This window comes from Rhizobium skierniewicense Ch11, assembly GCF_023757665.1.
Lineage (GTDB): Bacteria > Pseudomonadota > Alphaproteobacteria > Rhizobiales > Rhizobiaceae > Agrobacterium > Agrobacterium skierniewicense.
In genome coordinates this window covers 37,643-60,479 of the sequence record NZ_RXPG01000009.1, presented here as the reverse complement: position 1 = coordinate 60,479, position 22,837 = coordinate 37,643, and the positions used below count along the sequence as shown (strand labels likewise).

Annotated in this window: 32 protein-coding genes, 1 tRNA gene and 1 riboswitch; of the genes, 15 read left to right on the top strand and 18 right to left on the bottom strand. The window is 55.9% G+C overall.

Annotated elements, in window-relative coordinates; all coding sequences use genetic code 11:
• Nucleotides 1-28: 28 nt before the first annotated feature.
• The 14 genes from EKM04_RS08725 to EKM04_RS08660 form a co-directional block, all read right to left on the bottom strand.
• Nucleotides 29-739: an HK97 family phage prohead protease gene (locus EKM04_RS08725; protein WP_183893891.1), complete on the bottom strand. Its 711-nt coding sequence runs from the start codon at nt 737-739 to the stop codon at nt 29-31.
• Entirely contained in the window at nt 736-1,986 is a 1,251-nt protein-coding gene (locus tag EKM04_RS08720) for a phage portal protein (RefSeq protein WP_252094051.1), read from the bottom strand. The genes EKM04_RS08725 and EKM04_RS08720 overlap by 4 nt, the downstream gene beginning before the upstream one ends.
• Complete coding sequence (locus tag EKM04_RS08715) at nt 1,983-3,698, bottom strand: terminase large subunit (RefSeq protein WP_183893889.1); 1,716 nt, start codon at nt 3,696-3,698, stop codon at nt 1,983-1,985. The genes EKM04_RS08720 and EKM04_RS08715 overlap by 4 nt, the downstream gene beginning before the upstream one ends.
• Nucleotides 3,677-4,138 (bottom strand): hypothetical protein, encoded by a 462-nt coding sequence (locus tag EKM04_RS08710; RefSeq protein WP_183893887.1) that lies wholly within the window; start codon nt 4,136-4,138, stop codon nt 3,677-3,679. The genes EKM04_RS08715 and EKM04_RS08710 overlap by 22 nt, the downstream gene beginning before the upstream one ends.
• Before the next feature lie 82 nt (nt 4,139-4,220).
• Entirely contained in the window at nt 4,221-4,469 is a 249-nt protein-coding gene (locus tag EKM04_RS08705; RefSeq protein ID WP_183893885.1) for a hypothetical protein, read from the bottom strand.
• Between the two features lie 4 nt (nt 4,470-4,473).
• Complete coding sequence (locus EKM04_RS08700) at nt 4,474-4,836, bottom strand: HNH endonuclease (RefSeq protein WP_183893883.1); 363 nt, start codon at nt 4,834-4,836, stop codon at nt 4,474-4,476.
• A 166-nt stretch (nt 4,837-5,002) separates the two neighbouring features.
• Nucleotides 5,003-5,656, bottom strand: a complete 654-nt coding sequence (gene nusG / locus EKM04_RS08695; RefSeq protein WP_183893881.1) for a transcription termination/antitermination protein NusG — start codon at nt 5,654-5,656, stop codon at nt 5,003-5,005.
• Nucleotides 5,643-6,860 carry a helix-turn-helix domain-containing protein gene (locus EKM04_RS08690; RefSeq protein WP_183893879.1) on the bottom strand — a complete coding sequence of 406 codons (1,218 nt, stop codon included), beginning with the start codon at nt 6,858-6,860 and terminating at the stop codon, nt 5,643-5,645. Before EKM04_RS08690 ends, nusG begins: the two co-directional genes overlap by 14 nt.
• Complete coding sequence (locus EKM04_RS08685) at nt 6,857-7,150, bottom strand: hypothetical protein (protein ID WP_183893876.1); 294 nt, start codon at nt 7,148-7,150, stop codon at nt 6,857-6,859. Before EKM04_RS08685 ends, EKM04_RS08690 begins: the two co-directional genes overlap by 4 nt.
• The gene (locus tag EKM04_RS08680; protein WP_183893874.1) at nt 7,147-7,701 is read right to left on the bottom strand and encodes a hypothetical protein; all 555 of its coding nucleotides are present in this window, start codon (nt 7,699-7,701) and stop codon (nt 7,147-7,149) included. Before EKM04_RS08680 ends, EKM04_RS08685 begins: the two co-directional genes overlap by 4 nt.
• Entirely contained in the window at nt 7,698-8,759 is a 1,062-nt protein-coding gene (locus EKM04_RS08675; protein ID WP_183893872.1) for a phosphoadenosine phosphosulfate reductase domain-containing protein, read from the bottom strand. Before EKM04_RS08675 ends, EKM04_RS08680 begins: the two co-directional genes overlap by 4 nt.
• Nucleotides 8,759-10,345, bottom strand: coding sequence for an MT-A70 family methyltransferase (locus EKM04_RS08670; protein WP_183893870.1), 1,587 nt, complete (start codon nt 10,343-10,345; stop codon nt 8,759-8,761). Before EKM04_RS08670 ends, EKM04_RS08675 begins: the two co-directional genes overlap by 1 nt.
• A complete protein-coding gene (locus EKM04_RS08665; RefSeq protein WP_183893868.1) occupies nt 10,345-10,563 on the bottom strand; it encodes a DUF6525 family protein in 219 nt (72 codons plus the stop codon). Before EKM04_RS08665 ends, EKM04_RS08670 begins: the two co-directional genes overlap by 1 nt.
• Complete coding sequence (locus EKM04_RS08660) at nt 10,560-11,036, bottom strand: phage regulatory CII family protein (protein ID WP_183893866.1); 477 nt, start codon at nt 11,034-11,036, stop codon at nt 10,560-10,562. Before EKM04_RS08660 ends, EKM04_RS08665 begins: the two co-directional genes overlap by 4 nt.
• 448 nt (nt 11,037-11,484) lie before the next feature.
• Between EKM04_RS08660 and EKM04_RS08655 the strand changes: the two genes are divergently transcribed.
• The 14 genes from EKM04_RS08655 (at nt 11,485) to EKM04_RS08595 (ending at nt 18,708) form a co-directional block, all read left to right on the top strand.
• Nucleotides 11,485-12,399, top strand: a complete 915-nt coding sequence (locus EKM04_RS08655; RefSeq protein ID WP_183893864.1) for a S24 family peptidase — start codon at nt 11,485-11,487, stop codon at nt 12,397-12,399.
• Nucleotides 12,400-12,401: 2 nt separating this feature from the next.
• Complete coding sequence (locus EKM04_RS08650; RefSeq protein WP_183893862.1) at nt 12,402-12,695, top strand: hypothetical protein; 294 nt, start codon at nt 12,402-12,404, stop codon at nt 12,693-12,695.
• Nucleotides 12,688-13,041: a hypothetical protein gene (locus EKM04_RS08645; RefSeq protein ID WP_183893860.1), complete on the top strand. Its 354-nt coding sequence runs from the start codon at nt 12,688-12,690 to the stop codon at nt 13,039-13,041. Before EKM04_RS08650 ends, EKM04_RS08645 begins: the two co-directional genes overlap by 8 nt.
• A 219-nt stretch (nt 13,042-13,260) precedes the next feature.
• Complete coding sequence (locus EKM04_RS08640) at nt 13,261-13,443, top strand: hypothetical protein (RefSeq protein WP_183893858.1); 183 nt, start codon at nt 13,261-13,263, stop codon at nt 13,441-13,443.
• A gap of 67 nt (nt 13,444-13,510) precedes the next feature.
• The gene (locus tag EKM04_RS22915) at nt 13,511-13,636 is read left to right on the top strand and encodes a hypothetical protein (protein WP_268842292.1); all 126 of its coding nucleotides are present in this window, start codon (nt 13,511-13,513) and stop codon (nt 13,634-13,636) included.
• Nucleotides 13,636-13,917: a helix-turn-helix domain-containing protein gene (locus tag EKM04_RS08635; RefSeq protein ID WP_183893856.1), complete on the top strand. Its 282-nt coding sequence runs from the start codon at nt 13,636-13,638 to the stop codon at nt 13,915-13,917. Before EKM04_RS22915 ends, EKM04_RS08635 begins: the two co-directional genes overlap by 1 nt.
• The gene (locus EKM04_RS08630) at nt 13,914-14,180 is read left to right on the top strand and encodes a hypothetical protein (protein WP_183893854.1); all 267 of its coding nucleotides are present in this window, start codon (nt 13,914-13,916) and stop codon (nt 14,178-14,180) included. The genes EKM04_RS08635 and EKM04_RS08630 overlap by 4 nt, the downstream gene beginning before the upstream one ends.
• Nucleotides 14,181-14,191: 11 nt before the next feature.
• Nucleotides 14,192-15,322 (top strand): DNA polymerase III subunit beta, encoded by a 1,131-nt coding sequence (gene dnaN / locus EKM04_RS08625; protein WP_183893852.1) that lies wholly within the window; start codon nt 14,192-14,194, stop codon nt 15,320-15,322.
• Nucleotides 15,319-15,900 carry an HD domain-containing protein gene (locus EKM04_RS08620; protein ID WP_183893850.1) on the top strand — a complete coding sequence of 194 codons (582 nt, stop codon included), beginning with the start codon at nt 15,319-15,321 and terminating at the stop codon, nt 15,898-15,900. Before dnaN ends, EKM04_RS08620 begins: the two co-directional genes overlap by 4 nt.
• The gene (locus EKM04_RS08615; RefSeq protein ID WP_234910867.1) at nt 15,897-16,910 is read left to right on the top strand and encodes a hypothetical protein; all 1,014 of its coding nucleotides are present in this window, start codon (nt 15,897-15,899) and stop codon (nt 16,908-16,910) included. The genes EKM04_RS08620 and EKM04_RS08615 overlap by 4 nt, the downstream gene beginning before the upstream one ends.
• Nucleotides 16,910-17,134, top strand: coding sequence for a hypothetical protein (locus EKM04_RS08610; RefSeq protein WP_183893848.1), 225 nt, complete (start codon nt 16,910-16,912; stop codon nt 17,132-17,134). Before EKM04_RS08615 ends, EKM04_RS08610 begins: the two co-directional genes overlap by 1 nt.
• The gene (locus EKM04_RS08605; protein WP_183893846.1) at nt 17,131-17,469 is read left to right on the top strand and encodes an HNH endonuclease signature motif containing protein; all 339 of its coding nucleotides are present in this window, start codon (nt 17,131-17,133) and stop codon (nt 17,467-17,469) included. Before EKM04_RS08610 ends, EKM04_RS08605 begins: the two co-directional genes overlap by 4 nt.
• Nucleotides 17,466-17,693: a hypothetical protein gene (locus EKM04_RS08600; RefSeq protein WP_183893844.1), complete on the top strand. Its 228-nt coding sequence runs from the start codon at nt 17,466-17,468 to the stop codon at nt 17,691-17,693. Before EKM04_RS08605 ends, EKM04_RS08600 begins: the two co-directional genes overlap by 4 nt.
• A complete protein-coding gene (locus EKM04_RS08595) occupies nt 17,680-18,708 on the top strand; it encodes a tyrosine-type recombinase/integrase (protein WP_183893842.1) in 1,029 nt (342 codons plus the stop codon). Before EKM04_RS08600 ends, EKM04_RS08595 begins: the two co-directional genes overlap by 14 nt.
• A 33-nt stretch (nt 18,709-18,741) precedes the next feature.
• Here the strand turns inward: EKM04_RS08595 and EKM04_RS08590 are convergent, their stop codons facing one another.
• The 4 genes from EKM04_RS08590 to EKM04_RS08575 all read right to left on the bottom strand — a co-directional run bounded on the left by EKM04_RS08590 (nt 18,742) and on the right by EKM04_RS08575 (nt 21,254).
• Complete coding sequence (locus tag EKM04_RS08590; RefSeq protein WP_183893840.1) at nt 18,742-19,353, bottom strand: ImmA/IrrE family metallo-endopeptidase; 612 nt, start codon at nt 19,351-19,353, stop codon at nt 18,742-18,744.
• 76 nt (nt 19,354-19,429) lie between these two features.
• Nucleotides 19,430-19,633: a hypothetical protein gene (locus EKM04_RS08585; RefSeq protein ID WP_183893838.1), complete on the bottom strand. Its 204-nt coding sequence runs from the start codon at nt 19,631-19,633 to the stop codon at nt 19,430-19,432.
• Between the two features lie 401 nt (nt 19,634-20,034).
• Nucleotides 20,035-20,105, bottom strand: a tRNA-Gly gene (locus EKM04_RS08580).
• Between the two features lie 51 nt (nt 20,106-20,156).
• Nucleotides 20,157-21,254: a 2'-deoxycytidine 5'-triphosphate deaminase gene (locus EKM04_RS08575; protein WP_183893836.1), complete on the bottom strand. Its 1,098-nt coding sequence runs from the start codon at nt 21,252-21,254 to the stop codon at nt 20,157-20,159.
• Between the two features lie 75 nt (nt 21,255-21,329).
• Nucleotides 21,330-21,408, top strand: a riboswitch (SAM riboswitch).
• Between the two features lie 45 nt (nt 21,409-21,453).
• On the opposite strand from EKM04_RS08575, the gene EKM04_RS08570 reads away from it, so the two are divergent.
• Nucleotides 21,454-22,638, top strand: a complete 1,185-nt coding sequence (locus tag EKM04_RS08570) for an O-succinylhomoserine sulfhydrylase (RefSeq protein ID WP_183893834.1) — start codon at nt 21,454-21,456, stop codon at nt 22,636-22,638.
• The last annotated feature ends 199 nt before the right edge of the window (nt 22,639-22,837 follow it).

Sequence of the window (22,837 nt, the reverse complement as noted above, 5' to 3'; positions counted from 1 at the left end):
GGGATTCTCCTGATTGAATGGATTGAGGTTAGCCCCTGAGCGTTCGCAAAAACGCCAGTGTTTTATCCGCTTCGGCAGGTTCCCCCTGCCCCTTCAGATGGACGCGCGCGGCACGCTCCGCCTGCGAATTCGAAAAGCCCAATCCCTTGAGCCAAGTTTCGAACTCACGCTCTGTCAGCCGGTCCCCGGCTTTCAGTTTGTCTGATAGTTGATGCGCGGCCTTGAGAGCCTTGACGCTCCCGATCGTCGCATTGTCATTTGCGCCGATAGAAACGATGGACACTTCCTTGAGCTCGATCTTTTCGAGCGTCCAGACGCCGGTATCTGCATCGACCGAATGCTGTTTAATCCGATAGCCGATCGACAGACCGTCGATATCGCCTGCCTTGAGCAGCTCGTAAGCCTCGCGTGCACGCTGGACACCCATGTTGAGCTTGCCTTTCAACAGCAAACCCTTGGCGTCCTCAGATGCCTCAAGCCATTTCCCGATCGGCTGGCTGGCATCATGCTGCCAGAACATCTTCGGCATGGTGCCGGCCGCGCGATGCGCTGCTAACGAATCTGAATATGCACCAGGTGCGATGACATCCCCGTAACTGTCCGGTTCGCCGCCGAAGGTCGATCCATATCCCTCGAATTCGCCGGTGTCCTTCAGGGCCTTGATGTCGAGGCACGGCAAAGCCTGCGTAAGAGAAAGCGCTGCGCTGGACTTGTGCAGGATGGTGTTGTTCAGCTTCATTGCGATTGCTCCCGCTCCTGGGCGATTAACTGTCGCACCGCATCCTCGTCGATCTCGGTGATTGGTCGGTTCTGCATTTGCATACGTGGCACATCGCCGCCTTCAACAGGCGGCAGGTTTTCGAGCTCGCGGACCTCATTGATGGTCATTGCGCCGATAGATGTCATCTGCTGGTAGAACCGCGCGCGACCGGCAGTATCCCCACGCAACAGGCCTTCGAGGTTAAACTCGACGCTCACGCCAGCAGCCCTGTCGGCTGGAGTGAGGAGCTGCTTTTCTATCGCTTGCTCGATCCGCTTCAGGCGGCGACGCAAGGTGAATTTCTGGAAGCCGAGTGTCTGTTGCTCCAGACCCGAGCCCCAGCTCGTCGTTTTCTCGGTATGACCAATCATGAATGGCGGCACCCCGAAGAACCTGCATATTTCCTCAACCGAGAAGCCACGAGACTCAAGCATCTGAGCATCATCGGGAGCGATGGTGAGCTGCTCCCACTTCGTCCCACCCTCAAGGATCATCGGCTTGCCAGTGTCCGCAGCAGACTGAAACTTGTCGGCCATCTTGCTTTCGGCAAGTTGCCGCTGCTCTGGAGACAGCCATTTCTCGAACGTCAGAACACCTGACGGTCGCAAACCGTTTCTAAACGTAGCGCCGGCCGATTTGTCGATCGCGCGCGCCAAGCTGAATGTGTGGCGACCAACGTTCAAGGTAGACATTCCACCCAGAGGATTTCCACCAAACCCGCGAATATGCAGCATCGTCTTGTCGGTTTCGATGTAATGGCGACCCTCGTAGGACCAACGATACTCAAGTGTGCCGTTTTGCAAACGTTTCACACCGACGAGACCGGGATTAACAGGGGTCAGCGCAAGAACGCCACGGCTCCCGCGCTCGATCCGGGCGTAGGCGTTGCCTCTCAGCTCAAGCGACGCGGAGATGAATTCCCAGAAATCAACCGCCGTCTGGTCAAAGTTGGGACTGTCATGCAGCAGCCGGTACAGAGGATGATCGCGGTAAATTTCGCGATTTCCCTTACTATCCCGCCGGTAAACCATGAGCGGAAGGCTCGCGATCGTGCCGGAAAGCAGGTTTACGCAGGCCCAGGCGGCGGAAAGGGACAACACGCTGGAATCTGAAACATGCTCGCCAGCGTCGCCAACATTTCCATGCCAGCCATTTGTATTCTCGATCGACAGCATCCGCATTACAGATGTTGCCGCCTTGAAGGCAAGTTTTCGAAATGCGTTCACTGAGCACCTGCCATCTCACGGAAATAATCGTCCATACCTGCGTTACCCGAAGCCTCCGGGTTTCTGCCCATCAACTCACCAGCGTTGAAGGCCGCAACCAAGGGGTCGATCTTGGAGCTGGCCGTTTTCTTATCGATGTAGATGTTACTGCCGCGCTGTGTTGCGCAGGCATTCTGGACGCACCAGGTCAGCAGGCCAGAACCGCAATGCTTCATAGTGCCGTCAGCAAGCTTGCGCTCGATGCCGAAGATAGAGGCCGAGAGCTTGTAGCCCTGCGAAACCGCCTTCACCATCGGATCGACGATTTCATAACCTGCAAGCTCTTCAAGCAAGGCCGTCACGCCATTCGGATCAAGCCCGATCGCGCCGACCTCTGGCAGCTTTCCGGCATCGCGCAGACTGGCGATGATCGCAGCGGCCTCCTCGACGTCCTGCGTGACACGCTTGCATATGACCAGGTCACCGTCGCGCTCGAAATCGTTCAGCTTTTCGACGATCTCTGGATGGCGCGTGAGAACGGAAGGTTGCGCCCACGCTTTGGCCCAGAGCAGCCAGTGACGCGTTACCTTGTGGCGGCCGATCGCGGCCAGCCCCCAAAGATCGAGGAGGCCACCAACGTCGCCGCCCACCGCAATCACATCGCACTCGTCGATCAGGTATTGGAGCGTGATGCGTTTGTCAGCAGCAGCTTCCCAGTAGTCAGCGCCGATCCACCGATCGGAATGCAACGCAAGCCCGATTTCAACATTCAAATGCTGACTTGCCCAGCGCCGCTCTTCTTCTTCACCCTTTCTTTGAGCCTCTTCCCATTCCTCGATTAGTCGATCGAGAGTGATGGAAAGACCCAAATTCGGCAGAACCATGTGCCAGTTTTTCGGGTCTTTCCAAGGCTTCTGTTTACTGATCTGCATCGCTTCCGGGAACTCATAGAGAACCGGAAGAGTGTTGCCGCCTGTGATCGTGCCATCACGCACGCCACGCGCATATTGAAGATCTGATTTGAACACGCCCGAGGGCGGCTCATCGCTCTGGGTCGTGATGATGATCAGGAACGACTCTTTGTTCGGGATCAAACCACCGCTAATCTGCCCCAGAACACGCGACGCGTAGGAGTACGACGACATCACGTGCAGCTCGTCGAGGAGAACGCCGGCAGGCTTTGAGCCTGTCAGCACCTTCATGTCGAAAGTCTTGATCCTCAGCTTCGCCTTGTTCAGGCGATCGACAATCGTTTTCTTGTGCTCGATGGCATGGAAACGCTTGGCGAGGTACGGATCCGCTTCGATCATGCCGGCAGCTTGCTGATAAGCCGTGTCGGCAACGTCCTGCGTCGGCCCGATCAACAAAAACTCGGCGCGAGGCCGCCTGTTCATCAGCAGCGCCGTGACCATGATGCCAGCGCCGCCCGTTGTCTTTGAATTCTTCTTCGGTACCAGGCCGAAGACTTTGCGCACATGCCGCTCGCCCTGCTCGTCGATCGAGCCGAAAATTGCCCGGACGATATCGCGGAACCAGTCACCGGCAGCATCGGCCATGTAAGGCTGGTCTGGTACGTCCGGCAGACGAAGGTTATCGAAGATGCCAACCGCTCTGTTGCCCTCGTCGAGATCAAGCGGAAGATCCGGAACGATGGGGCGACCGTCCCGCAAGCGCTCTGCCCAATCAGGGCAAGAGAACTTCCAGTCGGCCTTTATTGCAGAAGCGAAGCCCATGGAGTGCCTTCATGCGCCGTATGGGCGTCTCTGTCGGCGGCCTCCTTCTTGCCAAGCTTTTCATCCGGGGTCTTTTCCGGAGATCTCGGTATCGGCACAGCAGGCGCGCCTTGTTTTTCGATGATGTCGAAGATCCGCGAGATGGCGACCGAGTTGCCGGACTTCATTTTCTTGAGCGTGACTTCCAGCGCCATGCCTTCGATCTGGTCAGCGCCCTCTTGGAGCTCTCGGGAAAAATTCTTCCGTAAAGTCTTCTCGTCGCACTGGAGATACCCGGCTATCCGGGCTTGCGTCCAACCCGCTGCGCGAAGAAGACAGACAAGCTCCTGATTTTCCTTGCTCTTTCCGAACGAAGGCCTACCGCGTCGATCTTTGATGGGCTCAATCGGCTTGCCGAAGAGATCAAGCTCGACATCCTTGCCGGTAAAATCATCAGACACGGTAAAAAAAATCTCCGGATGTGGGGGACGCGGGTGCGGGAGGAAGGGGCCTTCCAGACTTTTGACCCGCCCCCCCTGCCGGTCACTCTGGGGTCTTGCCAACATCGACCATCACCGGTGGGTGAGCGTCGCCGAGGATGCGAAGATGAACAGGTGCGCCCGCATTGAGGCGCGCAAGCTCGTTAGGCGTTGGGAACCATGCGGTTGTCATCGACGGCGTCTGCTCACCACCGACCGTGCAGTTGATCAGCTCATCACGAAGAGGAAGCCCGAGATAACCTTGGCTCTTGCCGATGATGCGCGTTGCACCTTCAATCATACCGATCTGCATGGCTTCACCAACGGCCTCGCGACCGCTCCTCTCGTTGCTTCAATGTGTCGTGGCATGGCTTGCACAGCGTCTGAAGGTTTGTCTCATCGAAGAACAGCACCTCGTCACCCTTGTGAGGCTTGACGTGGTCGCAGATGAGTTTCGATGTGTTGCCTTCGATCTTTCCGCAGCCTGCCATCTGGCACGTGAACAGATCACGCGTGAATGTCTGGATGCGCAGCCGCTTCCATCTGACCAGCTGGTACCACTTGCGCCATGGCTCTGCTGTCTGACGATGCTTGTTGCGATCCTGCTCATCACCAGGTGCTGGACCCAAGCGAGGTGGCAGCGTGCCGAGCGTCGGCTTCAGTGTCGTAAGTCTGGCCATATCTCTAGAAAGCAGAAAGGCGACCGTTAGGCCGCCTCATCATTCCGTCGATCATAGCTGTAGCACTGACCCTGAATCGGTGTCTCGCTTCGGGAGACTGTCAGGGTTGGGTCTGGGCGCGAGCGTAACCGCCACTAAGAACCAGATCGACCATGCGCATTTTTACTCACACTTTTTCCAGCATGGCAAGTGGCATGTTGAAGGGTGTAGGTCTGCCAAAGATGTTGATGCTGACGATGGCATCGCCGTGGCCCTTGCTCGCGAAGCCCTCGATAACGACCTCGAACCCAACGAATGGACCGGTCGTAATCCGAACCTTTTGATCCTTAATGAATGTCGGTGCGGGGCGCTCCCAATCATATTCGCCACGCGCAGCCAAGTCACGGAAGTTGTTGACCGTTTCAGTTGAGATACGGGCAGCAGCTTCACCGTTCATGATGACGTTTTTAACGTGGATAAAGCTGCGAATACCTCGCAAAGCCTCGCCTGTCGGGCAGCAATATATAAACACAAGACCGTTGAAAACGGTCGTCGGAGAGGGTGGGATGCGCTTGCGGTGACGCTTCCTCTCAGGTCCCATTCGCATAGGAACCCATGCTCCAATACCCGCATCAAGCATATCTTTTTCCACAGTCTGCTCATGGCCAAACGCCACTTGAGCAATCACCCAGCCCGAATCGCTCACTGCATCAGCCAACTTCTTGCCCGCCGATTCGCGTTCCCTCGCCACCTGTGCAGCCTCCGCAGCGATACGATCCAGCTTCAACAGACCGCGCAAAGACACATGCTGGGAGATATCCTCGAACTTATGCTGCATCATTTTCGCGCCCCTCGTTAATCTGCTGTCCGAAGGCGTCCCAAGCTTCGGAAACCGCCAAATCCAAATCCGTCACGTCCGCTGGCACTTGTGGGAAGAACAGCCATTCAAGGCCGGTTGGCACCGCTGGCAGAGGCAATCCGGCCTTTCCGAAGAACCGCTTCCAAGCCGCGTACAGATCGCTACCGATGTGAACGCCATCAAAACCTTCGGAAACCCGGAGAAGCTGCGGGCTGACAGTGACGCCTTTGCGATCCCCTGCCCGCTCATCCATCGTATTGACCTTCGGCCAGCCGTATTTGCGGCGACGGTCTGCAAGCTCCGCTTCCGCCGCAGCGCCGCCTTGCTCGACAATCCGGCGCTGAAACGGCGTAAGCTGTGGCATGGTCTGCGCAATAGGCCGCAGCAGTTCGGCACAGCGTCCGGCATGCCATGGCCGGGTGTAGGCGTTATGCACCTGCGCCACAGCCATATCGGATTTCGGGTCTTCCAACTTTTCCCAATCCTTGCCGGTCAGGTACGGTCCGGCATACGGCACCTTCACGCCCTTCGCTGCGTTGGCACGTTCGATGTAGGTCGGAGATTTGGCGATGCATTCGGCCCGCTGTTCTGGCGTCAGCATGAACCAAGCCTTTTCGGCAGCATAGGCGCTGTCCACCTTGCGGGTCGGCCAATCGCCGTACCAACGCTTGAACGCCCGTGCCACGGCCTTCGGGTCTTCATCGCTTTTCAAATCAGCTTCGTGCGCATCTCCCTCTTGCTGATAATCAGTATTTTCTAAGGGTGAGTTATTACTAGGTGCCGATTTTACCGGCGACGGTGAATCCGGCGACGGCTTTACCGGCGACGGCATTTCAGTCTGCGGTAAAGATGCAACACTGTCGGTTTCAGACCTTGTTTCCACGCTGCGAGGCTCATCGAAAATCACCAGGGCAGTGGCGCTGAAACGGCCATCTTCGCGCGTCTGTTCGCGTTCCGCGTAACCGATATCAACCAGTTCCGCGATCATCTTGCGGGCCTTGTCGCGCCCGCAACCGCCCTTCTTGATGATGTCGCCGACCACGACAGTCCAGTTGTCCGGCTTCGAAAGCAGATAGCCCAGCAGCCAGCGCGCATCCATCGACAGGCGCGTGTCCTCAAACACATGGTTGGGAAGGGTGGTATAGCGCGCGTTGCGCACACCACGCCGGATTGTCGGTTCGCTCATGCCAGACCGCCTTTGCGAACCAGCGTCCGCATGAAACCGCGCATGGCGTTGACGTTGGTAACGACTTCCGCAGGCGGGTGTCCGTCCGCGCCGCGCGTGGCGACAAGCAAGGTAAACTCCATTTCAAGAAGCTCGACACCCTTGAGAAAACCCGAAGCGCGAAGGACGCGGCGGATATCCGTCTGACTGCGGTAGAATACAAAACTCGGCACCTGCAACAGCCATTGCGCCCGCTTTGCGTCCGTTTCGCAGTATTCCAATAGTTCGATAATCGGCAGCATCCCCGTCATGCCCGCCCCCTTTTCCATGTCTGAAAGTCGGCCCGCAGGTCGATAAACGCCGTCTGCGCCCGCTCTTGTCGGTTGAGTTGTGTTTTGCTGGTGATGCCGAGCAGCCGTTTTAAAACGGCGTCGGCCTGTTCCTGATTGTGGATGGCGGACCCGCCCCGGTTACGGCGCTCAAGAAACCGCTGAAACAGCGGTTCTGCGCACAGGATCGCCGCGTTGGCGGCAAAGTCGCCGTCGCGCATGCGTGTGGCCTGTTGCCCGTCCTGCGCTGGCTGTCCTTGCTTCAAGGCGATGATGGCGCGGCGACGAATATCGAGGAACATGAACACGTTTTCCAATGCGCCGCTGATCAGCTCGATTTCGTCCGGCGATGCGGTCCTGTAGATCGTGCAGATCACGTCTTGTTCACCAGACGACCGTTGAGCGATGATGTTCGTCTCGCCACCGTCGATATCAATTGCCCACCGGTCGCCGTGGCTGCGGTTGGCGATATCGATCAATCTGGAAACCCGTGCTTTTTCTCGGTCCCGCGCGCCTTGCGCCCCCGCCGTCATACCGCCACCTTCCTTGCCTTCTCATCCAGCAGATCGGCATAGCGAGCGTGAATTTCGTCCGGGTATAGAACCGAGCTTTCAAAGCCATAGAGGCCAGACACGTTGCGTCGGATGAACGAAAGGCGTTCCGCCTCGTCATTCGTCAGCATGCGTAACGGCCAGCCTTTGACGTATTTCATTTCGGGCGTGATATGGGCCTCAAGTTCGCGCCGGACCGCCGCGAGTCGCTTGGCAGACGCCAGCCGTTTTGAAAGATCACCCTCAAGCAGCTGCGGCGCGACATCGCCAAGCCAGCGCGCACCCTGAAATGCGAAACCACTGTCCGCCTCAAGTGCCACCATGCGGCGATACAGATCGTGGCTTTGAGGTTGAGCGGAAGCCGCCGCCAAATCCGAGACATTCGACATGATACAGAAGCGGCACGACACGCGCCCCATGCCAAACTCACGATAGGCAGGATGGGGCCGTAACCCACTGGCATCTATGGCTGCGAAGACTTCCTCTTCGCTCCAATCGAGAATAGGACGCCAGTTCCAAACCCGGCCTCTTGCATCACCGTCGCATACCGCCATGCGCGAGCGATTGCGGCTTTCGGCGCGGCGAATACCGGTTACGTTGATGATTTCCTGATCAGGATAACGCTTTTTTAGATCAGCAATGATGACGTGGGTTTTGAGTTCCGAAGTACAGAACCGCATGTCCGGGGTTGACCAGCATGGCACGAGGGTGACTGTTGATAGAAGCTCGTACCGAACTCTGCTGGATACCCAACGGCTTTCCCAGCGCTCCATCAATCCACCGGCCTTGCGCCGCACAACGATGAGGTCACACCGCAGATGGTCTGCAAGTTCTTCGCAAATCGGATGGCTTTCGTTCCATTCGACCAATCCAAGATCGGCATGGATAAGAATGCGAGGGCCAGTATGGCCGATGGCGTCGAGATGATGGAAAGTCGCCAGAGCCGCCGCTTGGCTGTCCTTGCCGCCTGAAACGCCGATAGCGACAGGACAATTGCGGGCAATCAATGCATCAATCTCGGTAGCTCGAGAGACGTACATTACGCCACCTCGCTTTCCGGCGATCCGGCTTGATTACCCCAAAAATCCCACATGCCGTTCAGGCGAATATCGCCTTCGGCGAGGCTGCCCTTGCGTTGGAAAAGTTCGAGCTTGCGCATTCCCGGCCACAGCCGGTCTATCTGTTCGGCATACCAAACCGGCTTGCGGCTATGCTCCGTCTTCGGTTCGGCGTGAACACTTTGCGGCTGCGTACCCGGCAAGGGTGCGAGCGAAATCGTGCCGCGCTTGCCGATCAGCAGGATTTCGTGGCGGTCGCGCGTCCACCGGCCCATGCCGATGTTCACCTTGTCCCAAACCAGCGACGTGACAAATTCGAAGCCCCATGCTTCCAGAACGGCGATGCCATCTGGCAGGCGGTTGGCAGTCACCCAAAGCAGAAGCACCGCGTCACGTGTGAACGGCGATTTGTCGCCAGCGCACAACGCCTTGATGGCCTCAACCGTCATGGACGGATATTTCAGCCCCTTGTCCTGCCCTGTTTCATCGCTCCAGGCCTCTTGTTGCCAGGGCGGGTCCGCATAACCGATGGGATAGGCGGCGCGCGGCATGGCATAACCGGACTTGCGTCCATGATCTGCAATCAGGTTGACCATGCGCATCCGCGATTCGCGGTTGCTGGCCTGTTCCGCCGTGCGCATTTCCTTCGTTTCGGCTTTTTTCGCACGGTCCGACGCGATAAGTTCGCGCGCAAACACCATTTGTGCTTCCGGCGTTTCCAATCGTTTGAGCTTGTCTAGGGTCACACCCTTATCGTGGACAGTTCCGCGCAGCATCTGGATTGCGGCGACGGAAATCTTTTCTCCGCGCTCGACATCGCGACGAATGGTGCGCTCGTCCTGTCCGGTTGCTTGCGCCGTCGCCGCCGTAAAGGTTTTGGCGTCACGGACAATTTGTCCGCCACGTCCTTGTGCTGCGTTCGAGGCGTTCGCCTGCGCCGCTCCCTTTGCCGTTTCAGGGTGCTTGATCAGATAGATTTCCTTGCGCCGCGCCAAAAACAGCGCCTTGTCGGATGGCGTTAGGTCCGCACGGATGAGGTTTTCGTCAATCTCGCAAAGCTGGCGATCCAGTTCGTCGCCATCGGCATGGAAGCAAAGAACCTTGATGCCGAGACGGCGGCTGGCTTCTAGTCTGTGCCCACCAGCACCGAGGCGAACCACGGCATCAGCCTCCCTGCCGTAGACTACAATAGGCTGTTGCTGGCTGTAGGCCTTGAAGGATTCCATCAGCGCGAGAACGGTGCCTTCATCCAGATTGCGCAGTCGGTTTCCGGCATCGACGGTTTGCGGATCGCGAACCGTCGCCACCTTGCGTTCCGGCAGGCTGGCAGCATCTGCATCAGGCAGTTTGCCGAGCGTCCGCGCCCGGTCCAGCAAATCAGCAGCATTGTCGCCGGGGCGGAACAGATTGCTGTCCTTTGCATCCCGCGTCAGATAACGGTGCGCCATTGCAGACGCAGCCGAAACACGGTCATTGTGGCTTTTGCAATGAAACTCGCCGTCGCGGACAGCTGCTGCAACAATGCTCAATCCATTCGCACCAAGCATAGGGTGGGTTTGAGCGGCCATCACGCACCACCCTTCCGGGCCATCAAGCCCAAATCAGTAATCGCGATCCGGGCCGCGCATCCCTGTTCGGTTGCGCCGCGCCGCAAGAGGCGTTCCGCCATGCCAGGGTGAAACTCGAATGACGCAGCGTTGATGGATTGACGAACGGCGGGCGGCAACGCGTCGAACCGCGACATGCGCGCATCACGGGTTTCGGGCTGGAACATCGCAGCGGTCATCTCGCACCGCCTTGCTTGGCATTGACGATCAACTCTTTCAGTTCGCGGATCGCCTCGTGCGCCTCTTTGGTGATGCGCTTAGCCACAGCCGCCGTTCCGAGCGTTCCGGTCTCTTCCGCTTCTTTCACCACGCGGATTACATCCATGACTTCGGTCATCAGGTCGATAGAATCGGACTGGCAGATGGCGCGGCGCTCTTGTTGGATTTCGTCATCGACGATCAGCCGGTAGCCAAGCTTCCGGGCCATAGCACTTATGATAACGGGGCTTTTCGCGCGGCGATCCGCTTCGATTGCGACATCAATCGGAATGAAGTTTTCCTGATTTTCGTCGTTGAAGCTGGCGTACTTCGAGAGCGTCGAAACATTGACGCGCGTGAGATGCGGGAAGTCGGTCACGCCACCACCCAACTTGTAGGCGGTTTCTGTCGCGCTTTTCAGCTCGCGTCGTTCTTCATCGGAAATAGTGCGCACGGAAACACCCCTGAAAGTTCGTCAAGGAAAGAAAATCGGAAAAGGATTCGGTGAACGGCAGATCAGTCAGCCGTAGAAAGGACCATCAACGCGAAACAGGAGGCCCACATGCAAAACGAGAGTTACCCGCGCCGGAATATGGCATCGCTACCGATCCGGCGCGGGTCGCAGCGGGCTGGAAGGAGTCCCCGCGCGAAGGAGAGAAGAGGCCAGTCATTCGGCGGCCTCCTGAAAATTGGATTGCTTTGGGCGAGGTATTTTATCCGGCCAAGCAGCATCCTCCGGCCAATTGTCTGAAAACCAGCTCATCGCCTTTTCAAAGGTCGCTGTGTTGATGTCACTGACGCCCTCAGCAATGCGATCAAGCGTTGATCCCCTATTCAGAACAATCGTCGAAACACGTTGTCGCCCAATCCGGCGCGATAGTCCGTAGGCATCGGAAACAGATATGAGTTGCGAGCAGAGCTTCGATATGATCATGAGGGCGGAAAATACGGAAAGATTTCCGCCTCGTCAACGGAATTGTTTCCGCATTCCCAACTTTCAAAATGCGGATAATATTCCGCATATGAGCGAAACTTTTCACGAACGATTCACACGGCTTGTCGAGGCTAGCCCGTTGAAACCCCAAGCAATTTCAAAAGCGGCGGGCCTAGATAAGGATACTGTTCGAAAGTTACTTGCTAACCCTGAACAGAAACCTTCGGTCAAATCGCTTTCGGGTTTGGCTGATGTTTTGGGGGTTTCAGAGCAATATTTACTCAAGGGGATCAATGACGGTGAGAGAAAACTGATCTCTAGCTTCGATCCAGATGCGCCCGAATCACGCGGGCAAGACGCAGATTGGGATGACGGTTTGCCCTCCATGGGCGTTATTGATGGTCGGTTGCAATATAAAGGCCGAGTAGCCGGGGCGTCACCCGAAGTCCCTGCCGCCGCTGGCGCTGGTCAGGGTCACATCATTGAGGATCGTTTAGCTCGTATCGAGACCAACGGTATTGCTTCTGGTCACCCAGTAAGCAGCGAATGGCTGATACCTGCGGATTTCGTTCGGCACGGGCTGGGTGCCCAACCTTCGCAGATAATTATCGTTCCGGTTGTCGGGCACTCTATGGAGCCCCGCCTATACGCTGGCGACCGGGTTATGGTCGATATTTCTCAAGCAGCCTATGTTGGTGATGCAATCTATGTGTTCAGCGACGGTGATGACGTACTGAAAGTCAAAACACTAAGCAAAATGTCCGGATCAAACCCAGCGAGATTTCGGATAATCTCTGAGGCATCCCCCGACCGCTATGACGAATTACAGCATGACGAATTCAGAATTTTAGGCCGCGTCGTCGGTCGCTTTTCGAGGATGTGATGATGAGGCAAGAATATGACTACGAAAAAATTCTAGTCAACGTTGAGAGCCTAACTCCTAAACTTAGAGAACCAGCCTCGGAGGGTGACTTACTTAAGGTTTACACCGCAATGGCACTACAACAAGAAGCAATACTCGATGCAATGGGCGCATTGAGCGCAATGGTATCAAACGTGTCCTTGGATGAAAAGCTCAGAAAATTTGGCGAGACATTCCAAAACTCAAGCAACTACATAAGCATACAGACACAGGAATTGCTTAAAAAAGCGAACGTCGAAGTCGCTGACCATGAGTGAAAACAATGTCGTGAACCTTTTTACCAGACTGCACGACAGCCAAGAAGCTAAGCTAAAGGAACTGACAGAGATAAAAACCTTGAAGTCGGGCGGTGGCGGTGGCACATTTGACGGCATGGAACCACGCGTAAGAGCCCTCGAAGATGACATGAAAAGGCTACTGCAAGACACTGCCGAAATTAAAGGCATGTTGCGGTCGGCTCCATCCGCCGTAGCTTTCGGGGAATTAAAAGGCCGAGTCGATAGCCTCCCAACTACTGCAAAAATGGCCGCAATAATTTCCTTAGCGGTCGGTGTATTGACACTACTTACGCGCTGGCACGACATAGTAATCTTCTTCAGCTAGAATTGAATGTTGAATATCTGAGTCAACCCCGTCTAACCAACGGGGTTTTTTCATACATTAAAGGCGGAAAGATTTCCGCTATTCGATATTGACGCGGAATTATTTCCGCCTTATGTTCGCTCCATCCCAAGCCAGAAAGCGGCATGGGATCAGCCGGGCGGCATCCTCCAGCAGAAGGTCCACACCCGCCCGGCTCCCTCAAAGGCGACGGAGACAGACATGCAGGAACGCACGCAGGACGAATTGAAGATCATCAGCAGCATGGCAGATACCATGTTGGACCTTGGTGAAGGCTGCACAGAAGAGCAGCTAGCCAACCGCTTTACCCGCGCAGAAATCAAAACCTACAGCGAAGAGGCCCGCACGGTCGCTTATCGCAAGGCTGACCGCATCGCGGCCTGACCTTCATCCGCTCCGGTTTCCGCCTCACGTGAGGCGGTTTCCCGAACGGTTGAACGGAGAACGAACCATGTTCCGCATTTCCCCCATGATTGAAACACCACCGAGCATCCATCAAATCCGCATGCTGCAAACCATTATCGGTGTCTGCTCTGCTGCACTGCTGTCCGCGCTTGTCGCCATGGGTGGCCTGTAATGGCTGGCCGCACAGCACATTGCCATGGCGGGAAACTGCCAGACGGTGAAACCCTGCAAAAGCTAGTCAATGATGGCTACGGCAAAAAGCAGATCGCCGAACGCTATGGCGTGACAGCTGATCACGTTCACCGCCGCCTGAAAAAGCTTGGCGTCACATCGCCAATGGACAGCAAGCCACAACCGGCCCGCACCTATCCCGTCATGCAGCTTCGCGGCCCGCAACGCCGCATCACCCTGCCGCATGTGTCCATCCTCGCGCAAATGGAGAAATACGCATGACCAAGGCATTTTCCAGAATAATCGAAATTGAAGGTACGTTGGTCGATCCCAGGTCCATTTCGTCAGAGGTCATACTCGCGGAGTATGCCCGGCGAGGGCTGGAAAGCCGAGTGCGGCCTACGCCAACCAGTGAGATCAACGAAGCCTATCGGCTGATCGCGGAAAACCGGAACAGCGATGCGATGGACGTTCTTGCCCGCGCATTCCAGCTTGCCCCCCCCGTCCCACGAACGCAGGATCGTGGACCTGCTGTCTTACGGTAAGGCGTAACAACATGGCTGAACTGTATTTCCGCGTCCATCGCACGGAATTGCTTGCAGCGCTTGGTGCTGTGAGCGGCGCGATCCCGCGCAAGGATGAAATCCCGATTCTGCAAAATGTTCTTTTGCAGCCGGACGGCGAACGGTTGATTGTGCGCGGCACCAATCTTGATCTTGAGGTTGAGACCCGCTGCGATCTGCTGGAAGCCGGGAACGGCGATGCGCTGACGATTGGATTCAAGGAGCTTTTCGACATCGCGAAGAACATGCCGGAAACTGCCGAGATTGCCATTCACGAGGGTAAAGCGCAGGGACAGGTGACGATTTCAAGCGGTCGTTCGCGCTACAATCTGCACGTCCTGCCTGCGCTGGATTTTCCGTCCATGGGAAAGCAGCGCCCGCCCCTGGCATTTTCAATTGTTGGAACGGTGCTGAACGCGGCGTTCAAGAAAACGCTCTACGCGGTCAACACCACCACGAAGGACCGCCCGCATCTTTCCGGCACCTACATTCACGCCTTGCCGGACGGAAAGCTGGCTGTCGTGGGTTGCAACGGCATCAAGATCGCGGTCGCGCGTATCAATCCGACAGAGATGGTGGATTTCGAGCCGCCCATCATTGCCATCGACACGGTGAAGAGCTTCTCGAAGCTGATGGGAGAGGCAAAGAACGAATGCCAGGTGTTCATCAGCGAGAACAAGATCGTCTTCGAATCCGGTGACACTATCATTGTTTCCAAGTTGATAGATGGCGTCTTTCCGAATTACGAACGCATCATACCGGAACGCCACGATATCAAGGTTCATGCAGACCGTGATGCCGTCTTGCGGGCCATCAACCGCGTCATGGCGATAGCTGGCGACACCAAGTCGCAGGCAACGAAGTTCCTGATGTCCCGTGGTCAGATGCAGATCGAATACGCCACCACAAACGGGCAGACTGCCGTTGAAGCGCTCGATATCCAGTATGACGGTGAAGACTTCTATCGAGGCTTCAACGGCGCGCTTGTCAAAGACACGCTGGAAAGCATTTCCAGCTCGTCATTCCTGATGTTCGGGGATGACCCGGAATCAGCGGGTCACTTCACACCAGCCAACGATGCAGATGAGGATTATATCCTCATGCCTATGAGGGTTAAATCATGACCACCCAATCCGCACCCATCCGCCGCATCGTCGGCCCCACCATCCTTCTCGGTTCCGGCACCTATTTCAATTTCGAGAACCCGGAGGCATCCGAGCTGACGATTGAGGACGTGGCCTACAGCCTCGCCTTTCAATCCCGCTTTACCGGCCAGTGCGTCAGTCGCAAAACCGGCAGGCGCGTCTATTATTCCATCGCCCAGCACTGCGTTATCATGGCTCACTATGCCGACCAGCCGCACAAACTGGCAGCGCTCATGCATGATGTGAGCGAGGCAACTTGCGGCGACCTCAACTCTCCGCTCAAAGCCATCTGCCCCGATTACAAGCGTGTGGAGAAGCGCTGCGAAGCCGCAGGCCTTGCCCGCTTTGGCGTCACGATGCCCGACCCGGCCTATATCAAGCATCTGGACACACGCATGCTCATCACCGAGCGCCGCGACCTGATGCCGTGGAATGGCGAAGAATGGGTGGAATCCGCAGAGCCGTTCGAACACGAGATTTTCCCATGGGAGAACCCGCACATGGCGGCAGATGTTTTCCTTTCCACGTATCGCGGACTGACGGAGCGCCGCCTATGACCAACACCTATCACCATGATCCGGCATTTCTCAAAGCCGTCGAAACCCTCATTCAAACGATCCAGTTCGATGTCAACGGAACCGCAGGCAAAGGCGGCAATGGTGGCCTGACCTCCGACAAGGCCATCCGCCAGTCCGGCGAACTCAACATCATGATGGACCGGATCAAGAAGCTGGAAGCAGCTACGCCCCCGGTCGACAGCTTACAGGACCGCGTTCAACCTTGGATGATGGCTTGCTTCGGCCCCGAAATATCAGCGGACAAGCTTGAGCGCGCCGACCGGCTCCTGGAAGAAGTGTTCGAGCTATTACAATCCGGTGAATACCCGCGCGAGCGCATCAGAGCGCTTGAAGAATACACATTCTCCAGAGAGCGCGGCGAACCAGCGCAAGAGGTTGGAGGCGTCATGATTACGCTTGCGGCTTATTGCTTAGCGCACGAGCTAGATATGCACCATGCAGGCGAAGTGGAGCTTTCTCGCATTTGGACGAAGGTCGAGAAGATCAGAGCAAAGCAGGCAGCTAAACCAACGGGTTCAGCCTTGCCAGTTGCCATGACCGCCCACTCCGCACGGGTGCAGGAAGTGCCGGTATTCGGACCCTTCGCGCACTTGAATGGTGTTCACGGCCTTTCAGAAGAATACTGGACCGTCGATAACGACCCCGGCACCGACGATGATGAGCTATTCTCCATTCCGCTCTATTCGCTTGTCGATCCCTTTACCGCAGCGCCCACGGCCATCCCAGAAATTGAAGTGGGAGAAGAGCCGGAATGCTGCGTTGCCTGCGACGTGCCGCTTGAGGTCGGTGACCTTGTGTATTGGTGCAGCAGTGACGATAGCGGCCACCTCCACGCAGACTGCTGCGGCCCGGATCGCGAAAGCTACGTGCACCCGGATGGCTCACCACTGAAAGACGATGAGCCGATCCCAGCGCCCTTCGCTTGGAAGCCAGACAATGTCGCGCCTTCCGACGCGCATGAGGATGGTCGCTTTGAGGAGGTGAAGTGATGCCGGAATCGCAAACAAACAGCGAAAACAAAGCATCTGTACCGACCGCCCTCACGCTAGACGAACTCAGGGAAGAAATGCGGCTAGCCGCAGCCTCAATCCGTCAATGGATGCCCGAGACGTTGCCAGCCAGCGATGACGGAAAAATCCATTTCGCCCGCTTGCTGGCGGAAAGCGCAGCCGAGTCGATTGAACAGTTCCTCGCCACCACGGGGGGCGCATGAGCCGCCGCCAATCCATCTTTGATAAGATCATGAGCCGCGTTGAGATCAACCCGGAAACAGGTTGTTGGACATGGACCGGCCCCAATTCCGGCAAGGAAGGGCGCGGAGCTGGTTATCCGCGAATGTCGCTGGGCGGGCAAACCGTCGCCGTGCACATCGCCATGTGGACCAACGAGCACGGGTACATTCCCGGCAAAAAAGAACTTGATCACAAATGCCGCAATCGCCTTTGCGTCAACCCCAACCCCGATCATCTGGAAATGGTGACGCGCAAGCGCAATGCGATGCGGCGCGAGGAAGCAAGGCGCATGCGCTGCGAAGAGGTGGAGCTATGACAACCACAGACCCACAAACCAGAAAGAGTCGCCGCCCGACACTCCGGGTGCGCGACGTGAACGCCACTCTGGAAGCTTTGAAAAAAGGTGGCATGACGCCGACTGCATTGGACACATTGCCAGACGGCACCTTTCGATGGCACTTTACGCCACCGACACAGAGTGACGACTCTGAATTAGATCGCGAGCTGGCGGAGTTTGATAAAAAGAATGGTTACAGTTGAGCTTAAAGGCATTCACACCGTAAAGGCCAAGGGCAGTACATATTACTATGCTTGGCGCGGTGGCCCAAGGCTCACAGGCGAACCCGGCTCACCAGCTTTCATGGCGTCTTATAATGAGGCCGTCGCCAGCCGTGCCGAACCAGAGAACGGTAAATTCCGCTCAATCATCACCCACTACAAAGCGACAGAATTCAAAAAGATTGCCGACTCCACCAAGCGCGTCTGGACGCCTTGGATAGATCGGATTTCAGCGCACTTTGGGGATTTAAGTATCTCTCAGTTTAATAGGGCCGAGAAAATCAGGCCGCGCATTCGCCAGTGGCGCGGGCAGTACAGCGACACACCGCGCGCAGCTGACACCGGAATGCAGGTTCTCTCTCGCATTCTGTCCCATGGTGTAGACCCGATGGGCAAACTCAATTCGAACCCCGCCGAGGGCATCAAGCACCTTTACACCAGCGACCGATCCGAGATCATTTGGACAGACAGCGATATCGCCCAGGTCAAGGTTGGTTGTTCGCAAGAGGTTATGTGGGTTATCGACCTAGCTGCGCACACGGGCCTGCGCGTAGGCGACCTGCTTAAACTCTCATGGTCCCATGTTGGCGAGGACGCCATCATCATCTCGACCGGCAAGAGCAAACAAAAGCGCGAAGCGATCATTCCCCGCTACGACGCCTTGAACGAGGTACTTGCGCGAATTCCAAAGCGGTCGCCTGTCATCCTAACTAGCACCAAGAAAAAGCCGTGGAAGCAGGACGGCCTCAACACGATGTTCTGGCGCGCTAAAGAACGAAACAGCATGCTTGAACGCGATCTGCACTTTCATGACCTGCGCGGGACAGCCGCAACCAAGTTCTACAATGCTGGTCTATCCGTTCGCGTCATTGCTGAAATCATGGCTTGGGAAGAGGAAGCGGTTGAGCGGATTATTCGACGCTATGTAGGTCGCAATTCGGCCACGAAGGAGATGATCAAGCAACTGAACGAAGCGCAAAAAAATAGGCGACGCTGAAGTCGCCTATCTGATAGCTAAACTTAATATCTACTATTCTACGATCTGCTTCCATATCGGACCGGCGACACTTACATGATAGTAACTGTCCAGCGCTCTCGAAATCATTGCCGTCGGCACACGATGATAACTTGCTATTTTGATGAGTGATGTCTCTTTTTTGGCAAGTCGAGCAATGTCATGTTCGCGACACTCATAGGGGTAGAGCAGCTCGAGAGCAGCAATTTCAGCCAGCATCTCTGACTGTGATACACCCTTGGCAACGTCTCCGATGTTGGCAAAATATTCAATCAGGAGATCTTCAATGGTTCGAACTCCATCGACAGACCAATCTTCACGCTCGTCAATTATGACGTGGCACAATTCCTTAACAGCGGTAAACCGCAGCCAATCGTCAGTTTGATTCATCCGCACACGGATGATGACTTCTTTGGCATAGCGCTCCATGAGGCCACGTAAGAAGTTACCTTCGAAAGTAACGCCCTTTTTAGTGATTTTGATCTCATACATAGTCGATACGACTGAATACAAGTCTTCAACTGAGATGCAGTTGAGATTAGCTCCATTAACGTAGGTCGCATACTCTTCACGCACGTGATGGATTTTCTTAAACGCTTCATGCGCTTTGTCGCCGCTAATGATCATTTTGATTTGCCCACAAAAGAAAAGCCCCGGAATTTCTTCCGGGGCTTGATGCTGACCGTTATGAAACTGTCACATCTTATGCGTGAAGTGAATCACGGAAGTCAAGTTCAACTTCTTCACCGCGGTCGACGGCTTCATAAAGACGGTTCACTTCTTCACAAACCGACTCAGCAGAAGCCTCATCTTGGTTACGAACAAAGAACTTAACATCTAGAAGCCCGCCTGCGGCCATCTTTTCGAATCGCGCAGCGAGCTGGTTGCATTGCAAATTAGTTTCCATAACTCGCTCCTTCTATACGACGAGAACCAATCAAGTCGTCATCTGTTCCGTATGTAGGTTACAGATTTGTTTTTTGTATGTCAGCGCGCCGATATACGAAAATTAAATCGTGTCAACCCCTATTCCTGTGTGTTGCCGCCATTATGCGTACATTTGCCCTCAGGTCTATAGCTTGCTCTAACAATTTTGATAATTAATTAATAAGCACGCTACAAATGTAAATCACTGCCACAAAATTGCTACAGTTAACGCAGTGCCACTATCCAAATTTCTTAGTCGCCAAAGTCCACACTAATTAAGCATAATAGATCACACAGGGAACACTACCCTGTAAAACTACCTGTAAAACTTTACTCTTCGATATAGTGGGAAGCACACGAAAAGCTAGAATTTGAAGGCTGAGCGGGTGAAGGGAATCGAACCCTCGTATTCAGCTTGGGAAGCTGCTGCTCTACCATTGAGCTACACCCGCGTGAACGTAAGGGTCCGACAGTTCCGGAGAACTGTCAAGACACCGTTATGATTACCCGGCGCGGAAATGTTTTGAAAGCTTGAGGCCTTGAGCCTGATAATTGGACCCGAGACCTGCCCCATAAAGGCCTTCCGGCTTGGTCAGCATGTGTTCATAGACCAGACGGCCGACGATTTGGCCGTGCTCGAGGATAAAGGGAACTTCGTGGCTTCTGACTTCCAGAACGGCCCGGCTGCCGGTGCCACCGGCGCTGGCATGGCCGAAGCCCGGGTCGAAGAAGCCGGCATAGTGAACGCGAAATTCACCGACCAGCGGATCGAAAGGTGTCATCTCCGCTGCATAAAGCGGCGGTACGTGGACGGCTTCTTGGGAGACGAGGATGTAGAATTCATCCGGATCGAGAATAAGTTCGGCGCGGCCGCGGGCGTAGATTGGCTCCCAGAAATCGAGCACATCGTGCGCGGCCTTCTCATCGACATCGACAACGGCTGTGTGATGCTTGCCGCGATAACCGATAAGACCTTGCTCGCCAAAGCCCTGAAGGTCGATGGACAGGGCTATGCCGCCGCCTGACACGTTGGGGGTTTCACTGGCAACCAGCGTTTCGCTCTCATGCAGGCTCAGCAATTCGGCCTCGTTCAAAACCGCATGACCGATCCGAAAGCGAATTTGCGACAGGCGCGAGCCCTGACGCACGACGATGGGGAAGGTGCGCGGACTGATCTCGAGATAGAGTGGACCCTTGTAACCCGTGGGTATCTTGTCGAATTCCTGCGCATAGTCAGTTATGACGCGGGTAAAGATATCCAGACGGCCAGTCGAGCTTTTGGGGTTAGCAGAGGCAGACATATCGGCTGGAAGAGCAACAGCCTCCATCAAAGGTACGATGTAGACGCAACCGGTCTCCAGCACGGCACCTTCGCCAAGGTCGATCTCATGCAGGCTGAGCCTTCTCAGCTTCTCGATCACTTTTGTGGATGGGCCGGGCATGAAGCTTGCACGCACACGATAGGCCTTGGCGCCGAGCCGCAGATCAAGGCTCGCGGGCTGGATCTGATCCGAATCCAGAGCCCGTTCGCTCGTCAGTTGGCCGGAGGCGAACAGTTCCCGGATTGCACCATCCGCCAATATGCCCGTCGTTCTCGTCATGTTTTGGTCATCCCGTTTCACGGCGACAAAACCAAAAGCAAGGCATTGACGCAAGTCGTTAACGGGGTTAAGCCAAGCTTATCCCGTGGTGATTTGGCCGGTCGGCTTGCAGCCACGTTAAACAAGTGGCTAAAAAGACCGGGTGCGCTTGTAACCGGTCTGCTTTTGCGGCCGGTTTTTTTGTTTGTAAGGTGATGACATGAGCAAGAAATGGCGCCCGGCAACACAGCTGGTACATGGCGGCACACTGCGTTCCGGCTACGGCGAAACATCTGAGGCGATCTACCTCACGCAAGGTTTCGTCTACGACAGCTCCGAGGCGGCCGAAGCCCGCTTCAAGGGCGAGACGGAAGGCTTCATCTACGCCCGTTATGCCAGCCCCACCAATGACATGTTCGAAAAGCGCATGTGCCTGCTGGAGGGCGCCGAAGACGCGCGCGCCACGGCCTCGGGCATGGCTGCCGTCAGCGCCGCCATTCTCTGCCAGCTGAAGGCAGGCGATCACATCGTTGCCGCCCGCGCCTTGTTCGGCTCCTGCCGCTGGGTTGTCGAGACGCTAGCACCAAAATATGGCATCGAATGCACGCTGGTCGATGGACGTGATCTGGCCAACTGGGAAAAGGCAATTCAGCAGAACACCAAGCTCTTCTTCCTGGAAAGCCCCACCAATCCAACACTGGAAGTGGTCGATATCGCAGGCGTTGCAAAGCTGGCCAACCAGATCGGCGCAAAGCTGGTCGTTGACAACGTGTTTGCAACACCGCTTTTCCAGAAGCCGCTTGAACTGGGCGCCCATATTGTCGTCTACTCCGCAACCAAGCACATTGATGGTCAGGGACGTTGTCTCGGTGGCGTCGTTCTCTCCGACAAAAAGTGGATCGAGGAAGAGCTTCAGGACTACTTCCGCCACACAGGCCCGGCCATGTCTCCTTTCAACGCATGGACGCTGCTGAAGGGCATTGAAACGCTGCCGTTGCGCGTGCGCCAGCAGACGGCGAATGCCGGAAAGATTGCCGATTTTCTTGCCGACCAGAACAAAATCGGCAGGGTTATCTACCCAGGCCGCGCCGACCATCCTCAAGCCGATATCATCGCCAAGCAGATGACCGGTGGCTCGACGCTGGTGTGCTTTGAATTGAAAGGTGGCAAGGAAGCGGCCTTCAAGCTGCAGAATGCGCTTGAGATCGTCAAGATTTCCAACAATCTGGGTGATGCGAAAAGCCTGATTACCCATCCTGCCACAACAACGCACAAGAACCTGACCGACGAGGCCCGTGCTGAACTCGGAATTTCCGGCGGCACGCTGCGTCTTTCCTGTGGGATAGAAGATACTGACGATCTGGTGGAGGATTTTGCAGCCGCGATCGCCACGGTATCTGCCTGATGCTAGGGCCACGGCCCGGACATGTGCCGGGCCATGTCTACCCGTTCCTCCACCGCGAAACAGCGCCCGGAGACGCCAAAAAAGTGGGTGTGGTAACCGGATATTACCCTAAAGGTGATATCTATCGGAAAAGCGTGCGTCCTGTTCTTCAAAATCCAGCGGTAACCTGCAGTTTCTTGACGATGATCCACGCCTTTGG

What these genes read in the sequence shown, in the direction of transcription:
- EKM04_RS08575 (WP_183893836.1), bottom strand. Translation starts at nt 21,254, where the DNA reads ATGACGAGAACGACGGGCATATTGGCGGATGGTGCAATCCGGGAACTG.
- dnaN (WP_183893852.1), top strand. Translation starts at nt 14,192, where the DNA reads ATGGCTGAACTGTATTTCCGCGTCCATCGCACGGAATTGCTTGCAGCG.
- EKM04_RS08590 (WP_183893840.1), bottom strand. Translation starts at nt 19,353, where the DNA reads ATGATCATTAGCGGCGACAAAGCGCATGAAGCGTTTAAGAAAATCCAT.
- EKM04_RS08665 (WP_183893868.1), bottom strand. Translation starts at nt 10,563, where the DNA reads ATGACCGCTGCGATGTTCCAGCCCGAAACCCGTGATGCGCGCATGTCG.
- EKM04_RS08635 (WP_183893856.1), top strand. Translation starts at nt 13,636, where the DNA reads ATGGCTGGCCGCACAGCACATTGCCATGGCGGGAAACTGCCAGACGGT.
- EKM04_RS08685 (WP_183893876.1), bottom strand. Translation starts at nt 7,150, where the DNA reads ATGACGGGGATGCTGCCGATTATCGAACTATTGGAATACTGCGAAACG.
- EKM04_RS08645 (WP_183893860.1), top strand. Translation starts at nt 12,688, where the DNA reads ATGAGTGAAAACAATGTCGTGAACCTTTTTACCAGACTGCACGACAGC.
- EKM04_RS22915 (WP_268842292.1), top strand. Translation starts at nt 13,511, where the DNA reads ATGTTCCGCATTTCCCCCATGATTGAAACACCACCGAGCATCCATCAA.
- EKM04_RS08670 (WP_183893870.1), bottom strand. Translation starts at nt 10,345, where the DNA reads ATGGCCGCTCAAACCCACCCTATGCTTGGTGCGAATGGATTGAGCATT.
- EKM04_RS08620 (WP_183893850.1), top strand. Translation starts at nt 15,319, where the DNA reads ATGACCACCCAATCCGCACCCATCCGCCGCATCGTCGGCCCCACCATC.
- EKM04_RS08610 (WP_183893848.1), top strand. Translation starts at nt 16,910, where the DNA reads ATGCCGGAATCGCAAACAAACAGCGAAAACAAAGCATCTGTACCGACC.
- EKM04_RS08655 (WP_183893864.1), top strand. Translation starts at nt 11,485, where the DNA reads ATGAGTTGCGAGCAGAGCTTCGATATGATCATGAGGGCGGAAAATACG.
- EKM04_RS08600 (WP_183893844.1), top strand. Translation starts at nt 17,466, where the DNA reads ATGACAACCACAGACCCACAAACCAGAAAGAGTCGCCGCCCGACACTC.
- EKM04_RS08615 (WP_234910867.1), top strand. Translation starts at nt 15,897, where the DNA reads ATGACCAACACCTATCACCATGATCCGGCATTTCTCAAAGCCGTCGAA.
- EKM04_RS08640 (WP_183893858.1), top strand. Translation starts at nt 13,261, where the DNA reads ATGCAGGAACGCACGCAGGACGAATTGAAGATCATCAGCAGCATGGCA.
- EKM04_RS08630 (WP_183893854.1), top strand. Translation starts at nt 13,914, where the DNA reads ATGACCAAGGCATTTTCCAGAATAATCGAAATTGAAGGTACGTTGGTC.
- EKM04_RS08605 (WP_183893846.1), top strand. Translation starts at nt 17,131, where the DNA reads ATGAGCCGCCGCCAATCCATCTTTGATAAGATCATGAGCCGCGTTGAG.
- EKM04_RS08650 (WP_183893862.1), top strand. Translation starts at nt 12,402, where the DNA reads ATGAGGCAAGAATATGACTACGAAAAAATTCTAGTCAACGTTGAGAGC.
- EKM04_RS08700 (WP_183893883.1), bottom strand. Translation starts at nt 4,836, where the DNA reads ATGGCCAGACTTACGACACTGAAGCCGACGCTCGGCACGCTGCCACCT.
- EKM04_RS08595 (WP_183893842.1), top strand. Translation starts at nt 17,680, where the DNA reads ATGGTTACAGTTGAGCTTAAAGGCATTCACACCGTAAAGGCCAAGGGC.
- EKM04_RS08725 (WP_183893891.1), bottom strand. Translation starts at nt 739, where the DNA reads ATGAAGCTGAACAACACCATCCTGCACAAGTCCAGCGCAGCGCTTTCT.
- EKM04_RS08680 (WP_183893874.1), bottom strand. Translation starts at nt 7,701, where the DNA reads ATGACGGCGGGGGCGCAAGGCGCGCGGGACCGAGAAAAAGCACGGGTT.
- nusG (WP_183893881.1), bottom strand. Translation starts at nt 5,656, where the DNA reads ATGATGCAGCATAAGTTCGAGGATATCTCCCAGCATGTGTCTTTGCGC.
- EKM04_RS08705 (WP_183893885.1), bottom strand. Translation starts at nt 4,469, where the DNA reads ATGCAGATCGGTATGATTGAAGGTGCAACGCGCATCATCGGCAAGAGC.
- EKM04_RS08585 (WP_183893838.1), bottom strand. Translation starts at nt 19,633, where the DNA reads ATGGAAACTAATTTGCAATGCAACCAGCTCGCTGCGCGATTCGAAAAG.
- EKM04_RS08570 (WP_183893834.1), top strand. Translation starts at nt 21,454, where the DNA reads ATGAGCAAGAAATGGCGCCCGGCAACACAGCTGGTACATGGCGGCACA.
- EKM04_RS08715 (WP_183893889.1), bottom strand. Translation starts at nt 3,698, where the DNA reads ATGGGCTTCGCTTCTGCAATAAAGGCCGACTGGAAGTTCTCTTGCCCT.
- EKM04_RS08675 (WP_183893872.1), bottom strand. Translation starts at nt 8,759, where the DNA reads ATGTACGTCTCTCGAGCTACCGAGATTGATGCATTGATTGCCCGCAAT.
- EKM04_RS08690 (WP_183893879.1), bottom strand. Translation starts at nt 6,860, where the DNA reads ATGAGCGAACCGACAATCCGGCGTGGTGTGCGCAACGCGCGCTATACC.